The organism is Actinomyces bovis (assembly GCF_900444995.1).
GTDB classification, from domain to species: domain Bacteria; phylum Actinomycetota; class Actinomycetes; order Actinomycetales; family Actinomycetaceae; genus Actinomyces; species Actinomyces bovis.
The window spans coordinates 148,753-171,458 of record NZ_UAPQ01000010.1; the positions used below are offsets into that span (position 1 = coordinate 148,753).

At 63.5% G+C, this 22,706-nt stretch carries 16 protein-coding genes; 11 read left to right on the top strand and 5 right to left on the bottom strand.

What is annotated here, in order from left to right; genetic code table 11:
- Positions 1-208 precede the first annotated feature (208 nt).
- The 11 genes from DR039_RS09920 (at position 209) to DR039_RS09970 (ending at position 13,288) form a co-directional block, all read left to right on the top strand.
- Positions 209-1,516 carry a uroporphyrinogen decarboxylase gene (locus tag DR039_RS09920; protein ID WP_229116934.1) on the top strand — a complete coding sequence of 436 codons (1,308 nt, stop codon included), beginning with the start codon at positions 209-211 and terminating at the stop codon, positions 1,514-1,516.
- Positions 1,513-3,231, top strand: coding sequence for a protoporphyrinogen/coproporphyrinogen oxidase (locus DR039_RS09925; RefSeq protein WP_111837196.1), 1,719 nt, complete (start codon positions 1,513-1,515; stop codon positions 3,229-3,231). The genes DR039_RS09920 and DR039_RS09925 overlap by 4 nt, the downstream gene beginning before the upstream one ends.
- The gene (hemC, locus tag DR039_RS09930) at positions 3,228-4,301 is read left to right on the top strand and encodes a hydroxymethylbilane synthase (protein WP_111837197.1); all 1,074 of its coding nucleotides are present in this window, start codon (positions 3,228-3,230) and stop codon (positions 4,299-4,301) included. Before DR039_RS09925 ends, hemC begins: the two co-directional genes overlap by 4 nt.
- Positions 4,298-5,083 carry a uroporphyrinogen-III synthase gene (locus DR039_RS09935; protein WP_170166941.1) on the top strand — a complete coding sequence of 262 codons (786 nt, stop codon included), beginning with the start codon at positions 4,298-4,300 and terminating at the stop codon, positions 5,081-5,083. Before hemC ends, DR039_RS09935 begins: the two co-directional genes overlap by 4 nt.
- Positions 5,080-6,129 (top strand): porphobilinogen synthase, encoded by a 1,050-nt coding sequence (hemB, locus tag DR039_RS09940; RefSeq protein WP_111837199.1) that lies wholly within the window; start codon positions 5,080-5,082, stop codon positions 6,127-6,129. The genes DR039_RS09935 and hemB overlap by 4 nt, the downstream gene beginning before the upstream one ends.
- Positions 6,130-6,163: 34 nt before the next feature.
- Positions 6,164-7,555 (top strand): glutamate-1-semialdehyde 2,1-aminomutase, encoded by a 1,392-nt coding sequence (gene hemL / locus DR039_RS09945; RefSeq protein WP_111837200.1) that lies wholly within the window; start codon positions 6,164-6,166, stop codon positions 7,553-7,555.
- Positions 7,556-7,801: 246 nt separating this feature from the next.
- The gene (locus DR039_RS09950) at positions 7,802-9,346 is read left to right on the top strand and encodes an APC family permease (RefSeq protein ID WP_111837201.1); all 1,545 of its coding nucleotides are present in this window, start codon (positions 7,802-7,804) and stop codon (positions 9,344-9,346) included.
- Positions 9,347-9,465: 119 nt separating this feature from the next.
- Entirely contained in the window at positions 9,466-10,437 is a 972-nt protein-coding gene (locus DR039_RS09955) for a metal ABC transporter substrate-binding protein (protein WP_111837202.1), read from the top strand.
- A 165-nt stretch (positions 10,438-10,602) separates the two neighbouring features.
- Positions 10,603-11,397: a metal ABC transporter ATP-binding protein gene (locus DR039_RS09960; protein WP_111837203.1), complete on the top strand. Its 795-nt coding sequence runs from the start codon at positions 10,603-10,605 to the stop codon at positions 11,395-11,397.
- Positions 11,394-12,395: a metal ABC transporter permease gene (locus DR039_RS09965; protein ID WP_111837204.1), complete on the top strand. Its 1,002-nt coding sequence runs from the start codon at positions 11,394-11,396 to the stop codon at positions 12,393-12,395. The genes DR039_RS09960 and DR039_RS09965 overlap by 4 nt, the downstream gene beginning before the upstream one ends.
- The gene (locus DR039_RS09970) at positions 12,383-13,288 is read left to right on the top strand and encodes a metal ABC transporter permease (RefSeq protein ID WP_111837205.1); all 906 of its coding nucleotides are present in this window, start codon (positions 12,383-12,385) and stop codon (positions 13,286-13,288) included. Before DR039_RS09965 ends, DR039_RS09970 begins: the two co-directional genes overlap by 13 nt.
- Before the next feature lie 47 nt (positions 13,289-13,335).
- Here the strand turns inward: DR039_RS09970 and DR039_RS09975 are convergent, their stop codons facing one another.
- The 5 genes from DR039_RS09975 to DR039_RS11835 all read right to left on the bottom strand — a co-directional run bounded on the left by DR039_RS09975 (position 13,336) and on the right by DR039_RS11835 (position 22,706).
- Complete coding sequence (locus DR039_RS09975; RefSeq protein ID WP_111837206.1) at positions 13,336-14,241, bottom strand: hypothetical protein; 906 nt, start codon at positions 14,239-14,241, stop codon at positions 13,336-13,338.
- Positions 14,242-14,389: 148 nt separating this feature from the next.
- On the bottom strand, positions 14,390-15,325 hold the full coding sequence (locus DR039_RS11140; protein WP_126622397.1) for a hypothetical protein: 936 nt from the start codon (positions 15,323-15,325) through the stop codon (positions 14,390-14,392).
- Positions 15,326-15,552: 227 nt separating this feature from the next.
- Entirely contained in the window at positions 15,553-16,491 is a 939-nt protein-coding gene (locus DR039_RS11145; protein WP_126622395.1) for a hypothetical protein, read from the bottom strand.
- A 209-nt stretch (positions 16,492-16,700) separates the two neighbouring features.
- Positions 16,701-21,674 carry a hypothetical protein gene (locus tag DR039_RS11670; protein ID WP_126622393.1) on the bottom strand — a complete coding sequence of 1,658 codons (4,974 nt, stop codon included), beginning with the start codon at positions 21,672-21,674 and terminating at the stop codon, positions 16,701-16,703.
- 714 nt (positions 21,675-22,388) lie between these two features.
- A complete protein-coding gene (locus DR039_RS11835; RefSeq protein WP_111837207.1) occupies positions 22,389-22,706 on the bottom strand; it encodes a DUF6507 family protein in 318 nt (105 codons plus the stop codon).

The window sequence follows — 22,706 nt, forward strand, 5'->3', positions numbered from 1 at the left end:
AATGGATTCCAGACGGCTCAAGGGTTTTCGGCACACGACGTCACCTTGGGGCTGTGCCACCGGAGCCTATCCAGGCAGGTTGCGCAGCATCCCAAAGGTTTTGGCCGGAGCGTGCCGGATTGTCTTACCAAAGCGCCGTCTCGGAAAATCCAATCACTTATCAGTACGCCCTGTCAGTTTCTTTGCACTCATGAGGTATTCCAAAAGCGTGGCCGCACCTAATTCACTTCGCCCCCTACCCGCTCTGCTGCGCGCCCTAGCTGGAGACCGCCCTGAACGCACCCCCGTGTGGTTCATGCGCCAAGCCGGCCGCTCCCTGCCCGAGTACCGCGCCCTGCGCGAACGCGCCGCCGCCCCCATGCTGGACGTCTGCCTGCGCCCCGAGCTGGCCGCCGAGGCCACGCTCCAGCCGGTGCGTCGCCACGGAGTCGACGCCGCCGTGTTCTTCTCCGACATCATGGTGCCGCTGCGCCTTGCGGGCGTGGAGGTGCACATTGAGCCTGGCGTCGGGCCAGTCATTGCCTCGCCGGTGCGCGACGCCGCTGCCGTAGACCGTCTGACTGCCCACCGCTATGGGCAGGGCGAGTGGGCCCAAGGTGTGCAGGCGGTAGCTGCGGGAGTAGCCGCGGTGGTGCGAGAGCTGGGCACCCCTGCCAGACCGGGCGCCGCCGCGAGCGCCACCAGTGCTGAATTTGCTGCCGCAACCGGCCCTGCTGCCACCACCCCCACCACCGCGTCATTCACCACTCCCCTAGGCCGCGAGCTCAGCGCACGGGAACTGGCGGGCCTGCGCCACAGCGCCGACGCCGTCGGTTGGACCCCTGTGCTGGGCTTCGGCGGAGCCCCCTTCACCTTGGCCGCCTACCTGGTGGAGGGCCGCCCCAGCCGCGACCACCTAGCCGCCCGCAGCCTTATGCACGCCAACCCCGCCGCCTGGGAACGCCTCATGACCTGGTGCGCGGAACTCACCGGACAGTTCATCGCCACACAGATTGAGGCTGGAGCTAGCGCCGCCCAACTCTTTGATTCCTGGGCCGGTTCCCTCTGCCCCACCGACTACCGCGAGCAGGTGGCCCCCTACTCAGCTCTGGCCATCGCCCGCGCACGCAAGGCGGTCTCCCCCACCACTGGTCAGCCTGCCCCACTGATCCACTTTGGCACTGGGACGGCACGTATCTTGGCTGATATGCGCGACGCCGGGGCGCAGGCTGTGGGGGTGGACGACCGCACCAGTCTGGCCGAGGCCTTGGAAGCCTTAGGGCGTTCCCAGGCGGGGCTGTGCCCGGTGCAGGGCAACCTGGATCCCGCCCTGCTGGCCGCCGGGCCTGAGCCCTTGGAGCGCGCCGTGGTGGCCTGTTTGGAGGCGGGCCGTGCCGCCCCCGGGCATGTGGTCAACCTGGGCCATGGAGTGCCCCCCACCACCGACCCAGCCGTGCTGACCGCCGTAGTGGCACAGGTACACGGCTCGGTTAGCTGGCGTGAAGTTGCCGCTGAGCCCTGGGAGCCGGGCGTATGAGCGGGCAGTCCGAGGCGACTGGGACTGCAGCACCTGAGCGTCACGACGCCGTCGTGGTTGGTGGAGGGATTGCGGGCCTGGCAGCCGCCTGGGAGCTGGTGCAGCAGGGGCTAAAACCTCTGTTGGTGGAGGCACGCGGTTACACCGGTGGGCTGGTGGCCAGCGGGGCGGTAGCCGGGGTGCCTATGGACCTGGGCGCGGAGGGCTTCGTGCTGCGCGGCACCGCCGTCAGTGAGATCGCCCAGGCTGGCGGCCTGCAGATTACTGCCCCTGCTGGGGGTGGGGCATGCCTCTACCTGCCGCCGCTGGGCGCGGGCCCCTGGGCGCTGCACCGCTTCCCCGCCGATGCTTTTCTGGGTATCCCTGCCAGCCCTATGGCTGCCGACGTCGTCTCCGTGATTGGGCAGGCCGCAGCTTGCCACGCTGCCACTGATGGCGAACTGGGTGGGCTGGTGGGCACCTGCCCACAGGACCCGGCTGACCTGGCATCCTTCATCCGCGCCCGCATGGGTGAGGCAGTGCTAGACCGCCTGGTGCGACCCATTGTGGCGGGTATCCACACGGCTGACCCGGCCGATCTCGCAGCGGATACAGTGGCCCCCGGGCTGCGCTCCGCCACCCGCCGACTGGGCAGTTTGCAGGCCGCCGTCTCCGAGCTCTTGGCCCAGCGCCGCGCCCGCACCGGAGGGCGCAGCGTGGATGTCACCACCGTCGGCGGGCTTAGCCGCCTGACTCAGTCCATGCGTGAGGCCATTGAGGCAGCTGGTGGGCAGCTGCGCACTCGTACGGGCGCCCAGCAACTGCGCCGCCTCAGCCGCGACAGCGCCAGCCTGACCGACGGCGTAGGTGGCTTGGACGCTCACCCGGCCCGGTGGGAGCTGGTGTTCACCCCCACCGGCCCCGGCGCCACTCCCTCGGCTGAGCCTGTGCCCACCGGCGCCGCGCAGCTGGTGCACACCCCCTTGGTGGTGCTGGCCTGTTCGGCAGGAGCGGCGCAACGTCTGCTGGCCGGTGCCGGGGTGGAGGCAGCCCTATCGGTGCCGGAGGGCTCCCCTATTGCCCGCTTTATCCTGGTGGCTCATGCCCCGGAACTGGACAGTGCGCCAGTGGGTTCGGGGCTGTTGGTGGCACCTGTCCCCCAGGGCACCGCTCCCGTAGCTGCCAAGGCCTTGTCTCACCTAAGCGTGAAGTGGCCTTGGGTGGGGGCTGAGTTGCGGCGCCTGCACGGCCCGCATACACATGCGTTGCGCTTGTCTTATGGGCGGCCCGGTGAACCGCGCCCCGAGGTGACTTTGGCGGGCGCCCTAGCGGATGTGGCGGCACTGACTGGCGTGTGCATTCCAACTGAGCGGGTGTTAGAGCATCGGCTGGTGCGTTGGGATGGCACCTTGCCGCCGGTTTCGGCGGACTACCGGGCGAAGGCCGCGCAGCTTGTGGCGCGGGTAGAAAGCCAAGCGGGTCTGGGGCTAACTGGCGCCTGGGTGGCGGGCACGGGGATTGCCTCAGTTGTAACCCACGCGCGCGCCCAAGCAGCGCGCTTGGCCGGTAACCTCAAAGAGGCTGCGATACCGAGGCCTGCAGGTGCCAATGGGGGCACTTACGCAAGCAGGCCTGGAACCGCAGTATCAAGCACCGCAAACCCAACGGCCCCCACTGCTGCCAGCGAGGCTGCGTGCAGCGGGTGGGCCGACGGCGTCGAAGAGGAGCGTTTATGAGCAACAGCAAAGTGGTCCGCTTGGGCACGCGCGCTTCCGCCCTGGCCACCACTCAGTCCAACACCGTGGCGCAGGCGCTGGAGGTGGCTGCCGCGAGCGCGGGCGTGCCGCTGGACGTGGAATTGGTGGAAGTACGCACACGTGGCGACGTCGACCCCACTTCCCTGGCGCGCTTGGGTGGCGTGGGGGTTTTCGCGGCAGCTCTGCGTGAGAGCTTGCTGGCTGGCGCATGCGACTTGGCGGTCCACTCCTGCAAGGACCTGCCCACGGCTCCAGCTCCAGGCCTGACGGTTGCAGCCGTGCCGCAGCGGGAGGATCCGCGTGATGCCCTGTGTCTGAGCCCGGAATTGGTGGCGCGGGGTGTGCCGGGCCTGGAGGCGCTGCCCTTGGGGGCGCGGGTGGGGACGGGCTCACCGCGCCGGGCCGCCCAACTGCTGGCTCTGCGCCCGGACCTAGAGCTGGTGGACCTGCGCGGGAATGTGCCCACGCGCCTGTCTCGGGTGGTGGGTTCGGTGGTCAGTGCGGATGGGCCCATGGGGGCTTCGCGTGAGCCGGACTTGGATGCGGTGGTGCTGGCTCTGGCGGGGTTGCGGCGCCTGGGTTTGGAGGCTTATGCCACCTTGGTGCTGGCCGCCACCCCTGAGCAGGCTGAGGCCACCGGGGCCCCACTGATGTTGCCGGCCCCCGCGCAAGGCGCCCTGGCGGTGGAGTGCCGTGCGGAGGTAGCCGAGCAGATGCCTTCTCTGGCGACGGCGCTGGCGGTGCTGGATGATCCGGTGACGCGGGCGGCGGTGACGGCGGAGCGAGCTTTGTTGGCGGGCTTGCAGGCAGGTTGCGCGGCCCCGGTGGGGGCACTGGCACGAATGGTGGATGGGGCGCTGCGCCTGGACGCCGTCGTGGTATCCCCGGAGGGGGCGCGGCAGGTGAGCGTGCGCGAGTTCGGCGAGCCAGCCGCAGCGAAGGCCTTGGGCTTGCGGGCGGCTGAGTCACTGCTGGCGCAGGGCGCTGGGCAGATAGCGGATCTGCGGGCCATTAAATCCCCTGCCGCCGGTCCGCGGGAGCCTGCGTGAGCCGGGCGCTCTCCGGTTGCCGGGTGCTGCTGACTAGGGCGCGCCAGGGTGATGCCTTGGCGTTGGCGCTGCAAGACGCGGGAGCCCAGGTGGAGGCCGTGGCCTTGACTGGTGCTATCCCCGGGGAAGCTGCCGTGCGCGAGCGTGCCCAGGGCTTAGCGGCCTCGGGGGAGGCTGCGTGGCTGCTGCTAACTTCGGCCCGCACTCTGGACTTTCTGGACTTGAGCGGCCTGGCTACCAGTATGCGGGTGGGCGTGGTTGGGGAGGCGACGGCACAGGCGGTGGCTAAGGCACTAGGCCGCCGCGTGGACCTGGTGGCTGGTGGCAGTGCAGCTGGGATGCTGGAGGCGGAGGAGCTGGCGGACCCGGCTGTGGACTGGCGGGGGCTTAGTCGTCGGGTGCTGCTGCCCGGCTCGGCTCAGTCCAGTCCTCTGCTGGCTGCGGGCCTGCGGGCGCGTGGCTGGCAGGTGGAGGTGCTGCCGGTTTACAGCACCCAGACGGTCCCGGTTACCGCCCTGCCGGAGGGTCTCGCTGAGCGCTACCAGGCTGGGAACTTCGACGTCGTAGTGGTTACTGCCGGTTCAGGGGCGCGCGCACTTAAGGAGCTTCTGGGTACGCCACCTGTGAGCACGGTAGTGGCTACACTCGGGCAGCCCTCCGCGCAAGTTGCCCGCGACCTGGGCTTGCCCGTCCCGCCCGGCGCGGTAGCCCAAAAGCCCAGAGCAGAAGCATTGGTGGCCGCAGTGGCCGCCGCTTACGAGTACCAAGGAGTGCAGGCATGAGCCCCGTCCCCGATTCCGCTGCCGAGTTTCTGCGCCACCGCTCCGTGCCCGCGCCGATTGCACCCACCACGCGGCCCCGCCGCCTGCGGGCCACCCCGGCCCTGCGCGGACTGGTGGCGCAGACGCGCGTGGCACCTGGCCAGCTGATCTATCCGGCCTTTGTGCGCGAGGGCATCACTGAGCCGCAGCCAATCGCCGCCATGCCCGGCCAGTTCCAGCACACTTTGGACTCGATACGTCGGGAGGCGGCTGCCTGCGCGGCAGCCGGAGTGAGTGCCATTGACCTATTTGGGGTGCCAGCCGAGCGCGACGCCGTCGGTTCTGGGGCCTGGGCGGCTGAAGGCATCCTCAACCAGGCGGTGGCAGCCGTGCGCGCGGAGGTGGGGGACGCCCTGGTGGTATGTGCGGACACCTGCCTGGACGAGTTCACCGACCACGGACACTGCGGGGTGCTGCGTACCGACGCCGGCCCGCGCGCCGGGGAGGTGGACAATGACGCCACCTTGCCGCTTTACCAGGCGATGGCGGTGGCGCAGGCAGAGGCGGGGGCGCAGATGGTCTCCCCCTCAGGCATGATGGATGGGCAGGTGGCGGCGATCCGTGCGGCTTTGGACGCCACCGGGCATGAAGACGTGAGCATTTTGGCCTACTCCGCCAAGTACGCCTCCGCCTACTTTGGACCCTTCCGGGAGGCTGTGGGCTCCACCTTGCAGGGGGACCGGCGCAGCTACCAGCAGGACCCAGCCAACCGGCGTGAGGGTTTGCGTGAAGCCCTGTTGGATGTGGCTGAGGGCGCGGATATCGTGATGGTCAAGCCTGCCGGCCCCTACCTGGATGTGTTGGCTGATGTTGCCGCCGCAAGCCCCGTGCCGGTGGCTGCTTACCAGGTCAGTGGCGAGTATGCGATGGTGGAGGCAGCCGCTGAGCGCGGCTGGATTGACCGGGAGCGCGTCATTATGGAGTCAGTGACTGGCATCGTGCGCGCTGGGGCGAATTGTGTGCTGACCTACTGGGCCCGCGAACTCGCCGAGCGCCTGCCAGGCTAAGCGCCAGAGCTGATTTCTGATCCTTGGAGGAATTATGAGCACCCAAACCAACGCCGCCCTGTTCGACGCCGCCCGCGCCATCATCCCCGGCGGTGTGGATTCTCCCGTGCGCGCCTTCGGTTCTGTGGGGGGCGCCCCCGTCTTTATCAACTCGGCTTCTGGCGCTCAGGTGACCGACGCCGCAGGCCGCAGCTACGTGGACCTGGTGGGTTCTTGGGGGCCCGCCTTATTGGGTCACGCCCACCCCGCCGTCGTGGAGGCCGTGCAGCAGGCCGCCGCCCGGGGACTGTCTTTTGGGGCGCCTACCGCCGCTGAGACCGCTCTGGCGCAGGCGGTGCGCCGCCGCGTCCCGGCTGTAGAACGGGTGCGCTTTGTATCCACCGGCACTGAGGCCACTATGACGGCAATCCGCTTGGCGCGGGGAGCCACCGGCCGGGACCTGATCGTAAAGTTCGCGGGCTGCTACCACGGCCATTCCGACGGGCTGTTGGCTGCCGCTGGCTCAGGCGTGGCCACCGGGGGCCTGCCGGGAAGTGCTGGTGTGCCGGAGGCGGTCACCTCCTGCACTATCGTCTTGCCGTATAACGACGTCGCTGCCCTGGAGGAGTGCTTCGCGGCGCGCGGTGAGCAGATTGCCGCTGTCATTACTGAGCCTGCCCCCGCAAATATGGGCATTGTGCCGCCCGCCCCGGGCTTTAACGCGGCGATCCGGCGGGTGACTGCCGCATATGGCGCTCTAATGATTGCCGATGAGGTGCTTACGGGTTTCCGGGTGGGGCCGGCTGGCTTCTGGGGGCTGGAGGCGCTGGATGGCTGGTCCACGGAGCATCCCGACGCCGTCGCCGTGGCGGGGGCTCCGTCCTGGCCGGGCGCAGACTGGCGGGAGCGGGCCGCTTGGGTGCCGGATCTGCTGACTTTCGGGAAGGTGGTTGGCGGGGGGATGCCGCTGGCGGCCCTGGGTGGGCGTGCGGAGATCATGGAGTTGCTGGCCCCTGCCGGGCCGGTTTACCAGGCGGGCACGCTCTCCGGGAATCCCCTGGCAACTGCTGCCGGGTTGGCCACCCTGGAGTTGGCCGACGACGCCGTCTACGCGCAGGTGGCCACCCAGGCACAGGCGGTGGCTGAGGTGGTTAGCGCGGCACTAGCGCAGGCGGGGGTGGCGCACCGGGTGCAGTGTTCTGGTTCCCTGTTTTCCGTCATGTTCGGGGAGCAGGCGGCGACTGTGGGCGTGCGGGATTATGAGCAGGCCAAGGCGCAGGAGTCTTGGCGTTTTGAGCCTTTTTTCCATGCTTTCCTGGAGGCGGGGGTGGCGCTGCCGCCGTCGGTTTTTGAAGCTTGGTTCCTGTCCGCCGCGCACGGTGAGGTGGAGTTGGAGCAGATTGCGCAGGCGGCTCCGGCGGCAGCGCGAGCGGCGGCTGCGGCTTAGCTCGGCCTGCGCCCTCGGCATAACTGGGGTGGGGGCTTGAGGGCTGCTAAGCCCAGTAAACGGTGGAACCTGAATGTGTCCGGCCTGAGGCGATGAGGATATTTACCCGGGGTTTCAAGGAAAACTCAAGGAAGACCGGATTACCTAACAAAGCAATCATTTGCTACAAATAGCCTTTGTAGTGCGGCCTAGACCTGAGGGCTGCACTCGATCCCGACCCCATCCCTGTAGGAGGACGGATCAGCGATGTCTACCAGGACCGCTACCCGCAGAGCCCGCACACATCTGGCCGGGCCCCGCGCGGTGGACCCCAACCCGCGCATCTTGGCCTGGCACCACCTGGCCCTTATGGCTTTTGTGGCGGTCTGGGGTTTTGGCAATGTTGTCAGCAATTTTGCCAACCAGGGCTTAGCCGTCATCTTCTCCTGGCTGTCCATCATGGTGGTTTACTTCCTGCCCTATGCCCTGATGGTCGGGGAGATGGGCGCTACCTTCCCCGAGGCCAAAGCGGGGGTGGCCAGCTGGATCCGCTCCACCCTGGGGTCCGGCTGGGCCTACCTGTGCGGTTGGACCTACTGGGTGGTGCAGATCCCCTACTTGGCACAAAAACCGCAGACGCTGCTGATCGGCCTGGGTTGGGCTGCGGAAGGTAAGAGCGGGGCTATCAATAGCTTTCCCGTGTGGGCGGTGCAGTTGGTGGGGCTAGCGATTTTCTTTGGCTTTGCCTGGTTGGCGACCCGTGGCATCCGCGCGGTGAAGCTCCTGGGCACCGTGGCGGGCTTGGCCTCTTTGGTGATGGGTGGCCTGTACATCCTGCTGATGTTTGCTGCCCCCGTGATTCGCGAAGCCCAGATAGCTGCGCCGCGCCTCACCTCCTGGTCCACTTATGTGCCCGACTTCGACCTGGGTTATTTCACCACTATTGCCATGCTGCTCTTTGCTGTCGGTGGGGCGGAGAAGATCTCGCCTTATGTGAGCAATATGCAGGATAAGCAGCGTGGTTTCTCCCAGGGCCTGGTGTTCATGGCCTTGCTGGTGGTGGGATCGGCGCTCCTGGGCTCGCTGGCGCTGGGCATGATGTTTGACATCAGCCATATGGATGCCACGATGCTGGCCGACTTTAAGGCCAACGGTCAGTATTTGGCTTTCCAGAAGCTCGGTAGTTACTACGGCGTAGGCAATGCCTTCCTGGTGCTTTATGCGGTGGCGAATCTGCTGGCGCAGTCTGCCGTGCTGCTGATCTCGATTGACGCGCCGCTGCGGTTGCTGCTGTGCGACGCCGACGAGCGTTATATCCCTGCCAGGCTGCGCCAGGTGAACCAGCATGGTGCCCCGGTCAACGGCTACCGCTTGACGGCCTTGTTGGTGGCGCTGATCTCGCTGCTGCCCGCCATCGGGGCGAAGACGCTAAACGAGTTGTTTAGCAATCTGCTGGACCTCAACGCCGTCGTTATGCCGATGCGCTACCTGTTTGTCTTTGCGGCGTATATCGCGCTGCGCAAGCTTGCCACACAGACGAGCCGCCGCTCGGAGTACCGCCTGGTGGAGAACGACGCCGTGGCGGTGGGACTGGGCGTGTGGTGCTTTGCTTTCACTGTGGTGGCTTGCCTGCTGGGGATGATCCCGGCGCACCTGAGTGTGGGCAGCGCAGGCTGGTGGGGCAAGCTGGCGCTGAACGTCATTACGCCTTTGGCCTTGGTGAGCCTGGGGCTGATCCTGCCGCTGATTGCCGAGCGGCAGTTGGGCTTGAACCGCCGGGCCCGACGCCGCCCTGGTGACACTCTCCACTGAGGTAGTCATTCATTCGCAGACTCCTGGTTAATGACGCCGAGTCTCAGTAGTTGATCGCACCCACCCCTCGCACTTAGGCTACCTAAAGTTAGGACAGTCTACCCACACTTGAGGACCCCATGCTCATCTCCCGTCGTTTCGCCCTGCTCACCGGCGCCGCCGCCCTGACGGCCACCCTGGCCGCTTGCTCCACCGGCAAAAAGCAGGCCGCCAAATCCACCGCCGCCAGCGGCGCTGCCAAAAAGTCCGGCAAGCTCAGCGTCGTCGCCACCACCGGCTACCTGGGCGACGCCGCCAAGAACATCGCCCCCGACGCAGACATCACCGTGCTGGTAGGCCCCGGCGGCGATCCCCACACCCAGGAGCTCACCACCAAGGACACGGAGAAGCTTGGCAGTGCCGACGTCGTGCTGTGGACCAGCCACGACATGGAGCACAAGATGATGGACCAGCTGGACAAGCTTGGCGCCAAGCAGGTAGCGGCCGCTGAGTCCATCCCCAAAGCTGACCTGCTCCCCTGGGAGGAGGACGGCAAAGTGGAGGGCCACGACCCGCACGTGTGGAACTCCCCCGACAACTGGAAGCACGTGGTCACCGCCTGCGCCAAGAAGCTCGCCGAGATCGACCCGGATAACGCCTCCACCTACACCGCCAACGCCGAGGCTTACAACAAGAAGATCGACGACGTTAAGACCACCGCTAAAACCAAGCTGGAGGCCATCCCCAAGGAGAGCCGCATCCTCATCACTGGCCACGACGCCTTCAACTACCTGGGCAAGACCTACGACATCGAGATCCACGCCACCGACTTCGTTTCTTCCGAATCGGAGGTTAGCGCTGCAGATATTGACAAACTCGCCGCCCTGATCGCCGAGAAGAAGGTGCCGGTTATCTTCCAGGACAACTTGAAGAACCCGGAAGCCATCAACCACCTCAAGGATGCAGTCAAGGCAAAGGGCTGGGAGGTTGAGGTCTCCGACAAGCCCCTGTACGCCGACTCCCTGGGCGAGGCTGCCCCGGTGGACACCTACCTAGGTGTCTTTGAGTACAACGCCAAGACCATCGCCGAGGCCCTCACTCCGAAGGCCTGAGCAGACCGGCGGCCATCCAGTTCTCTCGGGGAGGCCGTCCAGCCTGCGCCCCGCTGCGCTTGCACCTGCCCAACCGCGCAGCGGGGCGCAGGCACCTCGACGGCGCAGCCCTGCCACTCGCCGTCTCATCCGCCCGCCGCAAGCCATCTAGAGCCTAGGAGCTTTGTGCCAACCCAGAGCAGCACACCCCACCCCCTGCAAGTGACCGGCCTGTCCGTCGCCTATCAAGACCGCCTGGCCCTCAAACGAGTGGATGTGCATGTCCCTGCCGGACATACCATGGCCGTGATTGGTCCGAACGGTGCCGGAAAATCCACCCTGGTGAAGGCTGCTATGGAGTTGGTGCCTGCCCTTACCGGACAGGTGAGCTTCTTTGGCACTAGCCTTGACGCTGCTCGCCGTCGGGTGGCCTATATGCCACAGGCCGCTGAAGTGGACTGGGACTTCCCCACCACCGTGCGCGACGTCGTCACCATGGGCACTTACGGCCGCCTGGGGTGGTTCCGCCGCCCCGGGGCCCGCGAACGCGAGGCCGTCGATGCCGCCTTGGAGGCCGCGGGCATTACCGACCTGGCTGAACGACAGATCTCCCACCTCTCCGGCGGCCAGAAGCAGCGGGCTTTCGTGGCACGCACCCTGGTGCAGGACCCGGAGCTGTACATCATGGATGAGCCTTTCGCGGGTGTGGATGTAGCCAGTGAGAAAGCCATTACCAAGGTGCTCACGGACTTGCGGGCGGCAGGCAAGACGGTGGTGGTGGTGCACCATGACCTGGCCACTGTGCGGAGCTTCTGCACTTGGGCAACCATCTTGAACCAGGGAGAGCTGGTGGCCTGCGGCCCCTTGGAAGAGGCCTTCACGCATGACAACCTGCACCGCGCCTACGGTCTGACGCAGGAGGCCCTGGGCTCCAGCCATCCAGAGGATCAGACCCACGCGAGCCTGGGGGCGCAGTCATGAGCATATTGGCTGAAGTACTCGCAGCCCCCGGGGCATTGGAGGCCCTTGCAGCCCCCAACCTGGTCTCCCCCGGCGACTTCCTGGAGAGCTACACCTATCGGACTATGGCCGTGGGGACCACCGCAGTGGGCACCACCGCCGGGGCTTTAGGTGCTTTCTTGTACTTGCACAAGCAGTCACTGGTCTCGGATGTTATTGGGCACAGCGCCGCTTTGGGTGTAACCGGGGCCTTTATCGTGGCTACCGCCCTATTGGGGATTGACGGACGCTCCATGCTGGTGTTGACCATCGGTTCGGTGATCGCTTCCACGGCTGCGGTGTTGCTGGCCAACTGGATCGCTCGCAACTCGCGGGTAGGGGTGGATGCAGCCATGGCTACCTGCCTGGCTCTGTTCTACGGCGGTGGGCTCGTGCTGTTCCGCGTGATCGTTCACTCCAAGCTGCGTAACCGTGGGGGCATCGACAAGTACATGTTCGGCAACGCCGCCACTTTGAGCAATAACGACCTAGTCACCATCGCCGCCCTGGGGGCCTTGGCACTGGCACTGATGCTGGTGTTCTGGAAAGAGTTGAAGGTTTACACCTTTGACCCGGTGTTAGCTGCAACCTCAGGATTCTCACCGCGGATCCTTAGCCCTCTGCTGTTGGGCACGGCAACGCTGGCTATTGTGATTGGTATTAAGGCGGTGGGCCTGATTCTGATGATTGCCTTTGCCATTATGCCGGCGGCTGGTGCGCGGCAGTGGACGGGGCACTTGTGGTCCATGGTGGGGCTTTCGGCTGCCTTCGGTGGGCTGGGTGGCTTGGGGGGCTCCTATTTGGCAGTAAACCTGGGCAAGGTGCCCACCGGCCCGGTGGTGGTGATTGTGTTGTTTGTGGTGCTGACTGTCTCTCTGTTGGCTGCACCAGAGCGTTCCGTGTTGCAGCGACGCCGGGCGCAGGCGGAGCAACGCCGTCGCCTGCTGGCTGAAACGGAGGTGGGCTCATGCCTTTCCTGACTGCTGTGGCTTTGCTGTCTGTAGTCACTTCCGTTACCTGCGCTCTGCCGGGGACCTTCCTGGTGTTGCGGCATCAGTCCATGCTGGTGGACGCCATGAGCCATGCGGTGCTGCCGGGGATCGTGGTGGGGGCGATTATTTCGGGGAGCACACACTCGCCGCTGATGATTGTGATTGCCTGTTTGATGGGCTTGGTGGTGGTGCTGGGTTCGGACCGATTGCGCGCTACCGGGCTGATTGCGGGCGACGCCGATCAGGGCTTGGTCTTCCCGGTGCTATTCGCACTGGGGGTAATTTTGCTGTCTACCACGCTTTCCAATGTGGCGATCAGCGAGGACACGGTGCTCACTGGCGACCTGAATCTGCGTGCGCTGGCCCCGGAGCATGTGCTGATCTTTGATGGGGCGGTGGACTTGGGTCCGGCGACTATGTGGCGGCTGCTGGGGGTGCTGGCTCTGACGGCCTGCTATTTGGTGGCGTGCTTCCCGGTGTTGAAGCTGGCAACCTTTGACCCGACGACGGCCCGCACCCTGGGGCTGCCGGTGCGGGTGGTTGATCTGGGGCTGATGGCGCTGGTGTCGCTGACCGTGGTGGTGGGTTTTGACACGGTTGGGGCGGTGCTGGTGATGGCGTTGATGGTGATTCCGCCGTCGACGGCCTGGCTGGTGGCCCGTTCTCTGCCGCAGATGATTGCGGTGAGTCTGGCAGTGGCGGCTTTCTCCGGACTGTTGGGTTTCTGGAGTGCCTATGTGCTGGATCTGGCGACGGCGTCGACGATGGCGGTGGTTGATGCGCTGGTGCTGTTGACGGTGCTGGGGGTGGTGCGCTGGCGTGAGCGGCGTGCCGGGCGCAGCGCAGTCACCGCTGGGAACCGCATGTCTCTGCAGCCTTGAGCGGCCTGGGGAGTAGTGGTGTGGGAGCTCGGGTAGCCTGCCTGGCGTCAGGATTTGATCCAGCCGGGGGGCGTGTTGAGGGTGTATGTGGGCAGGCCCTCTAGTTCCTTGCCGGGGATGATGGTTTCGTAGACGCCAGCTTCCACGAAGTTGAAGCCGCGTTCTTGGGCGGCGTAGGCGTCGTGGGACAGGCAGATGGCGCGGAAGGCGCCTTCTTCAGCGGCGCGGCCAACGATTGCCATAGGCAGTCCCTTGTAGGTGGTGTGTACCTGCAGGTAGCCGATATCCGCGAGTTCGTCTTTGGGGACCTTCCCGTAGCCGAGTTTGCCCTCCACCACGTCGATGGCGTACACGTCTAGTAGCTCGTTGTCATCTGAGAGCTCAAAGTATGCCGGCTGCATGGCCATCCCCTGCCCACGGATTTGAGGGCCGATGAAGGTGTTGGGGGCGAGCAGGGGGATTGGACGGGTCATGGGGGTGTCTTCAGGTAGGGACCAGCCGCGTATGGCTCCGTGGTAGGTGGCCATTAGGGTGGGTTTTGAGCCGTCAGGATGCCGTTTGATGAGTTGCGCGCCTGCGCGGAGCATGGTCGGGGCTACATACAGGTGTGGGGCGATGGGATCTGCGGGCAAGTGGATGATGCCGCGTCCGTCAAAGGGGGGTGGCTGTAGGAAGTCGCCGCCGGTTATGGCTAGGTGCTTGAGGGTGTTGCCTCCCATGGCGGACACTGCTTTGTCGGTGGGGCCTAGGGGGAAGCGCAGGGTGGCGATGGCTCCGATCTGGGGGTCTTCCTCGACCGGCCACTCCATGAACATGGCCTTGAACACGGTGCGCGAGGATTCGTTGGGGCGCAGTGATTCGGCATAGACGGCGAAGCCGTGCACGAGATTCTCACCGTTCATGTAACGGTCAACCATCTCGTAGTTCACGAACTTCTCTAGCCAGCGGGCCATAACTGCTCCTCTTATTCCGTGTTCAGGGAGTGGCTTCGTAGCCACCGTCAGTCTAGCTTCTTCTCCTCTTGGTTCCGGCCCAGGCCGGAGCGGTTCACACCGGACTAGTCAAAGACGCCAAAACACTCACGCCACCAACACCCGCCAACTAACTGCGGTCGATTTTACCGATTGTGTGAGTCCGAGGCCAAGCCTGCCAACAACCACGCTCCATACGAACGCTCCCGCTACAGCCCCGAGCTAAATCACCATCTAAACCCCACACACCCATAAACCCCCACGACCCACAATCCTCACGACGCTCACGCACATAAACATCAAAACGAATATCCTCCAACTCATCCAAACGCACCGGCCCCACCAAAGCATCCAAAACCCCTAAATCACCAACATGAAGCATACTCCTATGCCGCACCCCCTCCTCAAAATCAACCACATAAGCATAAGCATGCGCCACATACAACACCTCCACCCGCCGACCACCCCACAAAGCAGAAACCCGAGAAACCTCCAACACCCCCTCAACAAGCCCCCCCAGGACCGCCAAATCATTGGACAACACCGAGTCGTCGACCGCCCGCAAACGCACAGGCGCATCCATCAAATGACACCAACCCTCAGCACTAACATAATACGCAGGCCCACCATCAGGATACCCGGGCTCACGCGACCGCGTACACGGATAAAGCACCCCCTCCACCACCAACAAGGTCTGCCCACTTACCGGCACCGGACCCTGCAAAAACGAAGACCACACCCCCAGATCCAAACCACCCGCACGCCCCGGAGAAGACCAAGCATCAAACCCAACCGGAAACACCCGCCGCCACTTGGTATCCCACACCCCCTCAGGCCCAAGCACAGACTCCACCACCCCCTCCCAAAGACACACCCGGTAAGGCTGCTCCACAACCACCTCACACACCTCACCCAACCCAACCCACTGACCCTCACCACCACTACCCGCCTCACGCACCAAAGCCCGCTCACCCCACACCCGCAACACCTCAACACCCACACCATTAACCACACCCCGAGAACGAGCATAAAAACCATCCACACTCGCCGAACTCCCCAACTCCATCACCCAATCCCCACTAGAGACATCCCTAGAAAACCCCTCCGGACAAGGCACACCCCCAGGCACCCACAACCGACCCCCACCATCAACCACCTCCCAAGCAGCCACCACCCCCTCAGGAAAAACCCTATGAGACCTAATACCCACCCACTCAAGAACAAACCTCGCATAACTACCAGCCCACACCGGACCAGTCAAAGACGCCAAAACACTCACGCCACCAACACCCACTACAGCTCATTATTGTGGTCGATTTTGCCGATGGTGTGAGTCCGAGGCCAAGCCTGCCAACAACCACGCTCCATACGAACGCTCCCGCTACAGCCCCGAGCTAAATCACCATCTAAACCCCACACCCGCATAAACCCCCACGACCCACAATCCTCACGACGCTCACGCACATAAACATCAAAACGAATATCCTCTAACTCATCCAAACGCACCGGCCCCACCAAAGCATCCAAAACCCCTAAATCCCTAACCCGCAACTTACTCCTATGCGGCACCTTCTCCTCAAAATCAACCACATAAGCATAAGCATGCGCCACATACAACACCTCCACCCGCCGACCACCCCACAAAGCAGAAACCCGAGAAACCTCCAACACCCCCTCAACCCCCGGCTCCAAAACCGAACGATCCCGTGAGAGCACGTTGTAATGTATAGGCCGTAGACGCACTGGTTCGTCAGTGAGCTGACACCACCCTTCGGCAGTCACGTAATACGCAGGTCCACCATCGGGATAGTAAGGCTCGTGAGCCCGCGTACACGGATAAAGCAAACCCTCCACCACCAACAAAGTCTGCCAACTAACCGGAACCGGCCCCTGCAAAAACGAAGACCACACCCCCAAATCTAAACCACCCGCACGCTCCGGAGAAGACCAAGCATCAAACCCAACCGGAAACACCCGCCGCCACCGAGACTCCCAAAAACCACCCGTAATAGCCTCCACCACGCCATCTATAAGCACGAGCCTGTGAGGCTGCTCCACAACCACCTCACACACCTCACCCAGCCCAACCCACTGACCCTCACCACCACTACCCGCCTCACGCACCAAAGCCCGCTCACCCCACACCCGCAACACCTCAACACCCACACCATTAACCACACCCCGAGAACGAGCATAAAAACCACCGACACTCATCGAGGCCCCCAACTCCATCACCCAGTCCCCACTGGAGACATCCCTAGAAAACCCCTCCGGACAAGGCACACCCCCAGGCACCCACAACCGACCCCCACCATCAACCACCTCCCAAGCAGCCACCACCCCCTCAGGAAAAACCCTATGACCACTATTACCCACCCACTCCATAACTACCCGCGCATAATCACCAGCCCACACCGGACCAGTCAAAGACGCCAAAACACTCACGCCACCAACACCCACTCACCGTCTTTGCGTACTGCCAGCAAATACTGAGTGCCATCTGCTTTGCGGGACCACAGTTCAGCCCCACTCAGACTGTCTAATAATGGATTCCCGTCTACCATTAGCTCCGGAGTTGCGATCTTTGAAGAACCTTTAGGGCCGGCATAACCGGTACCTCGCCAAGGATTCTCTCCATCCAATGCATCGACCAAACCGGGACTATTCTGTTTAAGCTGGGTTTGCACTTCAGGCGGCAGAGACTCCCACAGATTTGCGTCCTGCGGCACGGAGTCGAGGCCCTTGATTTCATCCAGCTTCTTGAGTAGGTCACGGAGGTTCTGATCTGGCACATGCACCTTGCCTGCAAGGTCGGCACCTTTTACTCGCACCTCAATTTGCGACAGAGGAGTATACTCTCGCCCTTCGTAACCAAAGTAGTGTGGCGAGTCCTTGTAATCCAGCCCATGCACCTCCCGGGAGTCGGCAGGCCCCATAGGTTCTGTGGCGGAGCTATTAAGGTCCAACGCCGAACGGGGTCTGTTTACCTGAGCGGCATCAGCGACCGATCCCCCCATAGCGCCTGTCCCATACTTAGCTGGCGTTTCATCCGACATTTTCAGCCATTCATCGACTGTCTTGGCGTCAAGTTTGCCTTGAGATACCAGTTCGTCCAGGTAGGACTTAAAGTCCTTAACAAATGACCTGGGGTTCAAAATCTTCTGGATAACTTCTGGCGGGTAGATGGCGCGGAGGTCATTTACTTTGGCCAGCAGACGCGCTTCCCCAACTGTGAGCTCGTCAATTTGCTTACAAGCAATTTCTCGTACACCATTAACGGTCGCCTTGCTGCCGTCGGGCATCCTGATGTCGTTGTCGTCGAGAACGTTCTGCAGTCGTTCATACGTTGAGTGGTAGTCAGCAAGCTGCTCCGGAGATGCCTCTGCATGATAGGTCGTTCCATCTGCGAGCTCGTACTTTGGTCCAGGTTTGCGTCCATCCGGGATCTCAGCTTCCGCAACGGCATGGTCCGGGTCGGCATGGACATTCTTGGCCTCTGCCTCGGCATCGGCACCATCAGTGTGGGTGTCTGCACCCTTGTGGGGCTTGGCCTCTGCCTCGGGCTTCACGTCTGCGTCGGGCTTGGCCTCAGTGTCGCCCGTCTTGGCGTCAGCCTCTGCATCAGCGCCCTTGTGGGGCTTGGCCTCCGCCTCAGGTTTCACGTCCGCCTCGGGCTTGGCCTCCACCTCGGGCTTCACGTCTGCGTCGGGCTTGGCCTCAGTGTCGCCCGTCTTGGCGTCAGCCTCTGCATCAGCGCCCTTGTGGGGCTTGGCCTCAGCTTCCGGCTTACCTGCTGAAGCATCAGAGCTCTCGCCAGCCTCAGCCCCTGCCTCAGGCTTGGCCTCTGCCTCTGGCTTCACGTCTGCGTCGGGCTTGGCCTCAGTGTCGCTCGTCTTAGCGTCAGCCTCTGCGTCAGCGCCCTTGTGGGCCTTCGCCTCCGCTTCCGGCTTTACCTCTGCGTCGGGCTTGGCCTCCGCCTCAGGTTTCACGTCCGCCTCGGGCTTGGCCTCCGGCTTTACCTCTGCGTCGGGCTTGGCCTCAGTGTCGCTCGTCTTAGCGTCAGCCTCTGCGTCAGCGCCCTTGTGGGCCTTCGCCTCCGCCTCAGGCTTTACCTCCGCTTCCGGCTTTACCTCTGCGTCGGGCTTGGCCTCAGTGTCGCCCGTCTTAGCGTCAGCCTCTGCATCAGCGCCCTTGTGGGCCTTCGCCTCCACCTCAGGCTTCACATCCGCCTCGGGCTTGGCCTCCACCTCGGGCTTCACGTCCGCCTCGGGCTTGGCCTCAGTGTCGCCCGTCTTAGCGTCAGCCTCTGCATCAGCGCCCTTGTGGGCCTTCGCCTCCGGCTTACCTGCTGAAGCATCAGAGCTCTCGCCAGCCTCAGCCCCTGCCTCCGGCTTTGCCTCTGCGTCGGGCTTGGCCTCCGCCCCAGACTTGACGTCCGCCTCTGGCTTCACATCCGCCTCGGGCTTGGCCTCAGTGTCGCCCGTCTTAGCGTCAGCCTCTGCATCAGCGCCCTTGTGGGGCTTGGCCTCCGCCTCAGGCTTGGCCTCCACCTCGGGCTTGGCCTCTGCCTCCGGCTTACCTGCTGAAGCATCAGAGCTCTGGTCAGCCTCAGCCTCTGCCTCCGGCTTGGCCTCCGCCTCCGGCTTCACGTCCGCCTCCGGCTTGGCATCAGCTTCCGGCTTACCTGCTGAAGCATCAGAGCTCTCGCCACCCTTCGCCTCTGCCTCGGACTTCACGTCTGCGTTGGGCTTGGCCTCTGCCTCCGGCTTACCTGCTGAAGCATCAGAGCTCTCGCCACCCTTCGCCTCTGCCTCGGACTTCACGTCTGCGTCGGGCTTGGCCTTAGCGTCGCCCGCCTTAACATCAGCATAAGCGGCTGCGCCCTTACCAGGCATCGTCTCTGCTTCAGGCTTGTCCTCCGCCTCCGGCTTACCTGCTGAAGCATCAGAGCTCTCGCCAGCCTCAGCCCCTGCCTCGGACTTCACGTCTGCGTTGGGCTTGGCCTCAGTGTCGCCCGCCTTAGCGTCAGCCTCTGCATCAGCGCCCTTGTGGGGCTTGGCCTCCGCCTCAGGCTTCACGTCCGCCTCAGGCTTGGCATCAGCTTCCGGCTTACCTGCTGAAGCATCAGAGCTCTCGCCAGCCTCAGCCTCGGGCTTGGTCTCTGCTTCCGGCTTACCTGCTGAAGCATCAGAGCTCTGGTCAGCCTCAGCCTCTGCCTCCGGCTTGGCCTCCACCTCCGGCTTCACGTCCGCCTCCGGCTTGGCCTCCACCTCCGGCTTCACGTCCACCTCCGGCTTGGCCTCCACCTCCGGCTTCACGTCCGCCTCCGGCTTGGCCTCCACCTCCGGCTTCACGTCCACCTCCGGCTTGGCCTCCACCTCCGGCTTCACGTCCACCTCCGGCTTCACGTCCACCTCCGGCTTGGCCTCCACCTCGGGCTTCGCCTCCACCTCAGGCTTGGCATCAGCTTCCGGCTTACCTGCTGAAGCATCAGAGCTCTCGCCAGCCCCAGCCTCAGGCTTGACCTCAGCCTCCGGCTTCACATCCGTCTCCGGCTTGGCCTCCACCTCGGGCTTCGCCTCCACCTCAGGCTTGACCTCAGCCTCCGGCTTCACATCCGTCTCCGGCTTGGCCTCCACCTCGGGCTTCGCCTCCACCTCAGGCTTGGCATCAGCTTCCGGCTTACCTGCTGAAGCATCAGAGCTCTGGTCAGCCTCAGCCTCTGCCTCCGGCTTAACGTCCGTCTCCGGCTTGGCCTCCGCCTCAGGCTTTACCTCTGCGTCGGGCTTCACATCCGTCTCCGGCTTGGCCTCCGCCCCAGGCTTGGCCTCCACCGCTGGCTTCACGTCAGCATCAGCATCTACGCCCTTGTGGGGCTTGACCTCTGCGTCGGGCTTCGCCTCCACCTCAGGATTGGCATCAGCTTCCGGCTTACCTGCTGAAGCATCAGAGCTCTCGCCAGCCCCAGCCTCAGGCTTGACCTCAGCCTCCGGCTTCACATCCGCCTCCGGCTTGGCCTCCACCTCGGGCTTCGCCTCCACCTCAGGATTGGCATCAGCTTCCGGCTTACCTGCTGAAGCATCAGAGCTCTCGCCAGCCTCAGCCTCGGGCTTGGTCTCTGCTTCCGGCTTACCTGCTGAAGCATCAGAGCTCTGGTCAGCCTCAGCCTCTGCCTCCGGCTTTGCCTCTGCCTCCGGCTTCACGTCCGCCTCCGGCTTGGCCTCCACCTCGGGCTTTACCTCTGCGTCGGGCTTCACCTCCACCTCCGGCTTGGCCTCCGCCCCAGGCTTGGCCTCCACCGCTGGCTTCACGTCAGCATCAGCATCTGCGCCCTTGTGGGGCTTGACCTCTGCGTCGGGCTTCGCCTCCACCTCAGGCTTGGCATCAGCTTCCGGCTTACCTGCTGAAGCATCAGAGCTCTCGCCAGGCCCAGCCTCAGGCTTGACCTCTGCCTCCGGCTTCACGTCCGCCTCGGGCTTGGCCTCCGCCTCGGGCTTGGCCTCCACCTCAGGCTTGGCCTCCACCCCAGGCTTGGCCTCCGCCGCTGGCTTCACGTCAGCATCAGCATCTACGCCCTTGTGGGGCTTGACCTCCGCCTCCGGCTTCACATCCGCCTCGGGCTTGGCCTCCACCTCAGACCTCACCGCAGCGTCGCCTGCCTTGGTACCAGGGTCAGCGCCGTCAATATGAGCGCCTGCGCCCTCACCAACCGTCACATCCGCAGCCGCCCGGCCACCAGCACTACCCGAACCGGAACTAGCGCCCGCACCTACATCAGAACCAGCACGCCCAGAACCGACATTGATGTCTGCGCCACCAGATGCACCGCCGGCCCTGACCGCCGCAGAACCGGTATCGCCTACAGAAGGCACCCCGTTCCCACTACCGACATTAATTCCGGTGCTTCCTCCGCCTACGTCAACCGACTGGTTAGCGCCAGTCCACTTAGCGACCAGATCTGTCGGGTCGAACTTAATGTTCAGCTTATCCAAGGCAACACGCGCAACTTTCCCACCAGCACGACCAACTAGCTCACCAATGGGGTCCATGAAAGTGAGAACTTTGTCTACGACCTGCAGCCCCTTACCCACCTTCGCGGTGGTTGAACCAGCCTTGCCGAACTTACCAACCTTTGAGGCCTGCCCGGCAACGGGAATCAAGAAGGTAGCAACATCTATAACCGTCCCAGTAAAGGCACGCAGCGGGTCAGTTGACCACTCATCCCAGTGCACAAGCCCCTTACCCAGTGCCTTCCAGGTCTCCCCGGCAGTACCCCAAGAAAAGCCCTGGAACTCACCGAACTCGTCCCAACTTGCACCAACAAGTCCCCCCAGCCCCTGCCAGCTCTTGTTGAAAGTATCCCAACTAAACCCCCAGTCAGGTCCCCCAACTTTTAGACCTATCAAGTTGGTCAAGCCATTCACAGTCCCCAAACAGAAATCATCCCAGACGGCCCGCTTTACGGAGGTTACCGCGCTCTTCGGGCAATGCTCCTTCAACTCAACTGGGTCACCCCATGGCATTCCTGCAGATCCATCTGGAATCTCAGACAGGCCATAGGACAACTTGTCGTCGGCACTCTGCTTGTCAGCATGGTATGGCACAAGGCAATCCAAGGCGCGTATAGCGTTAGCACATACCCGCTCCGCCTCCCACATCCTTACCTGAAGCGCATTCGCCTCATTAAGAATGCCGTTATGTTTATTTACCTTGTCATCGTCATACTGCCACTCAGCGTCAGACGCTATAGACGTAGCTAGGGAGTCTGCGCGCAGTTTGAGCGCCTGAGAGTCCTGCTTGATAAGCTTTGCCGTATCCGCAAAAGTAGATATGGCAGTCGCCATACTCTCGAGATCATCAGCCAAATCGTCAGTACCCGTTTCTACGGGGTTCATTGCGGCATATAAAGTCTCCTGCTCCGGAGCATGGTAACAGGACGACATACCCGCCCATGTAGTCTTTATTCTTGCGCCCGAGATGCGCATCTCGCCGGCTTTCGTCTTCAGATTTGAGGCATTAGTTTGAAGTGCCTCAACATCAAGATTCAAAGCAGGAAACTTGGACGAATCGATTGTCACAACAAACTCCGATGATCAAGGTACTCAACGCAAAGCAAACGGGACCACCCCTTACTTCGCCTTCCTTTGGAACTCAAGCGCCGCAGCCTCATCATGCGCCAAATATGAGTCAACAGCGCTCTTAGTGTTAGTCAGTACATTCGAGATTGTATTCCCGACGCTCTTAAAGTCGTTCTGATGGTTCGTGCACCACTCGCTGACGGCAGCTGCAACCAATTGCGTCCCACCCTCGCCGCCAGTAGTGGAGAACAAGCCTTGAAGTGCGGTGCCCACGCCCTCCATGGCTGTGCTAAGAGTAGTTTCAGCCTCGGTCTTCTCGCTACTTAAAATCGAAGCCACGGACTCGACATTTATATCCCAGGCACTCAC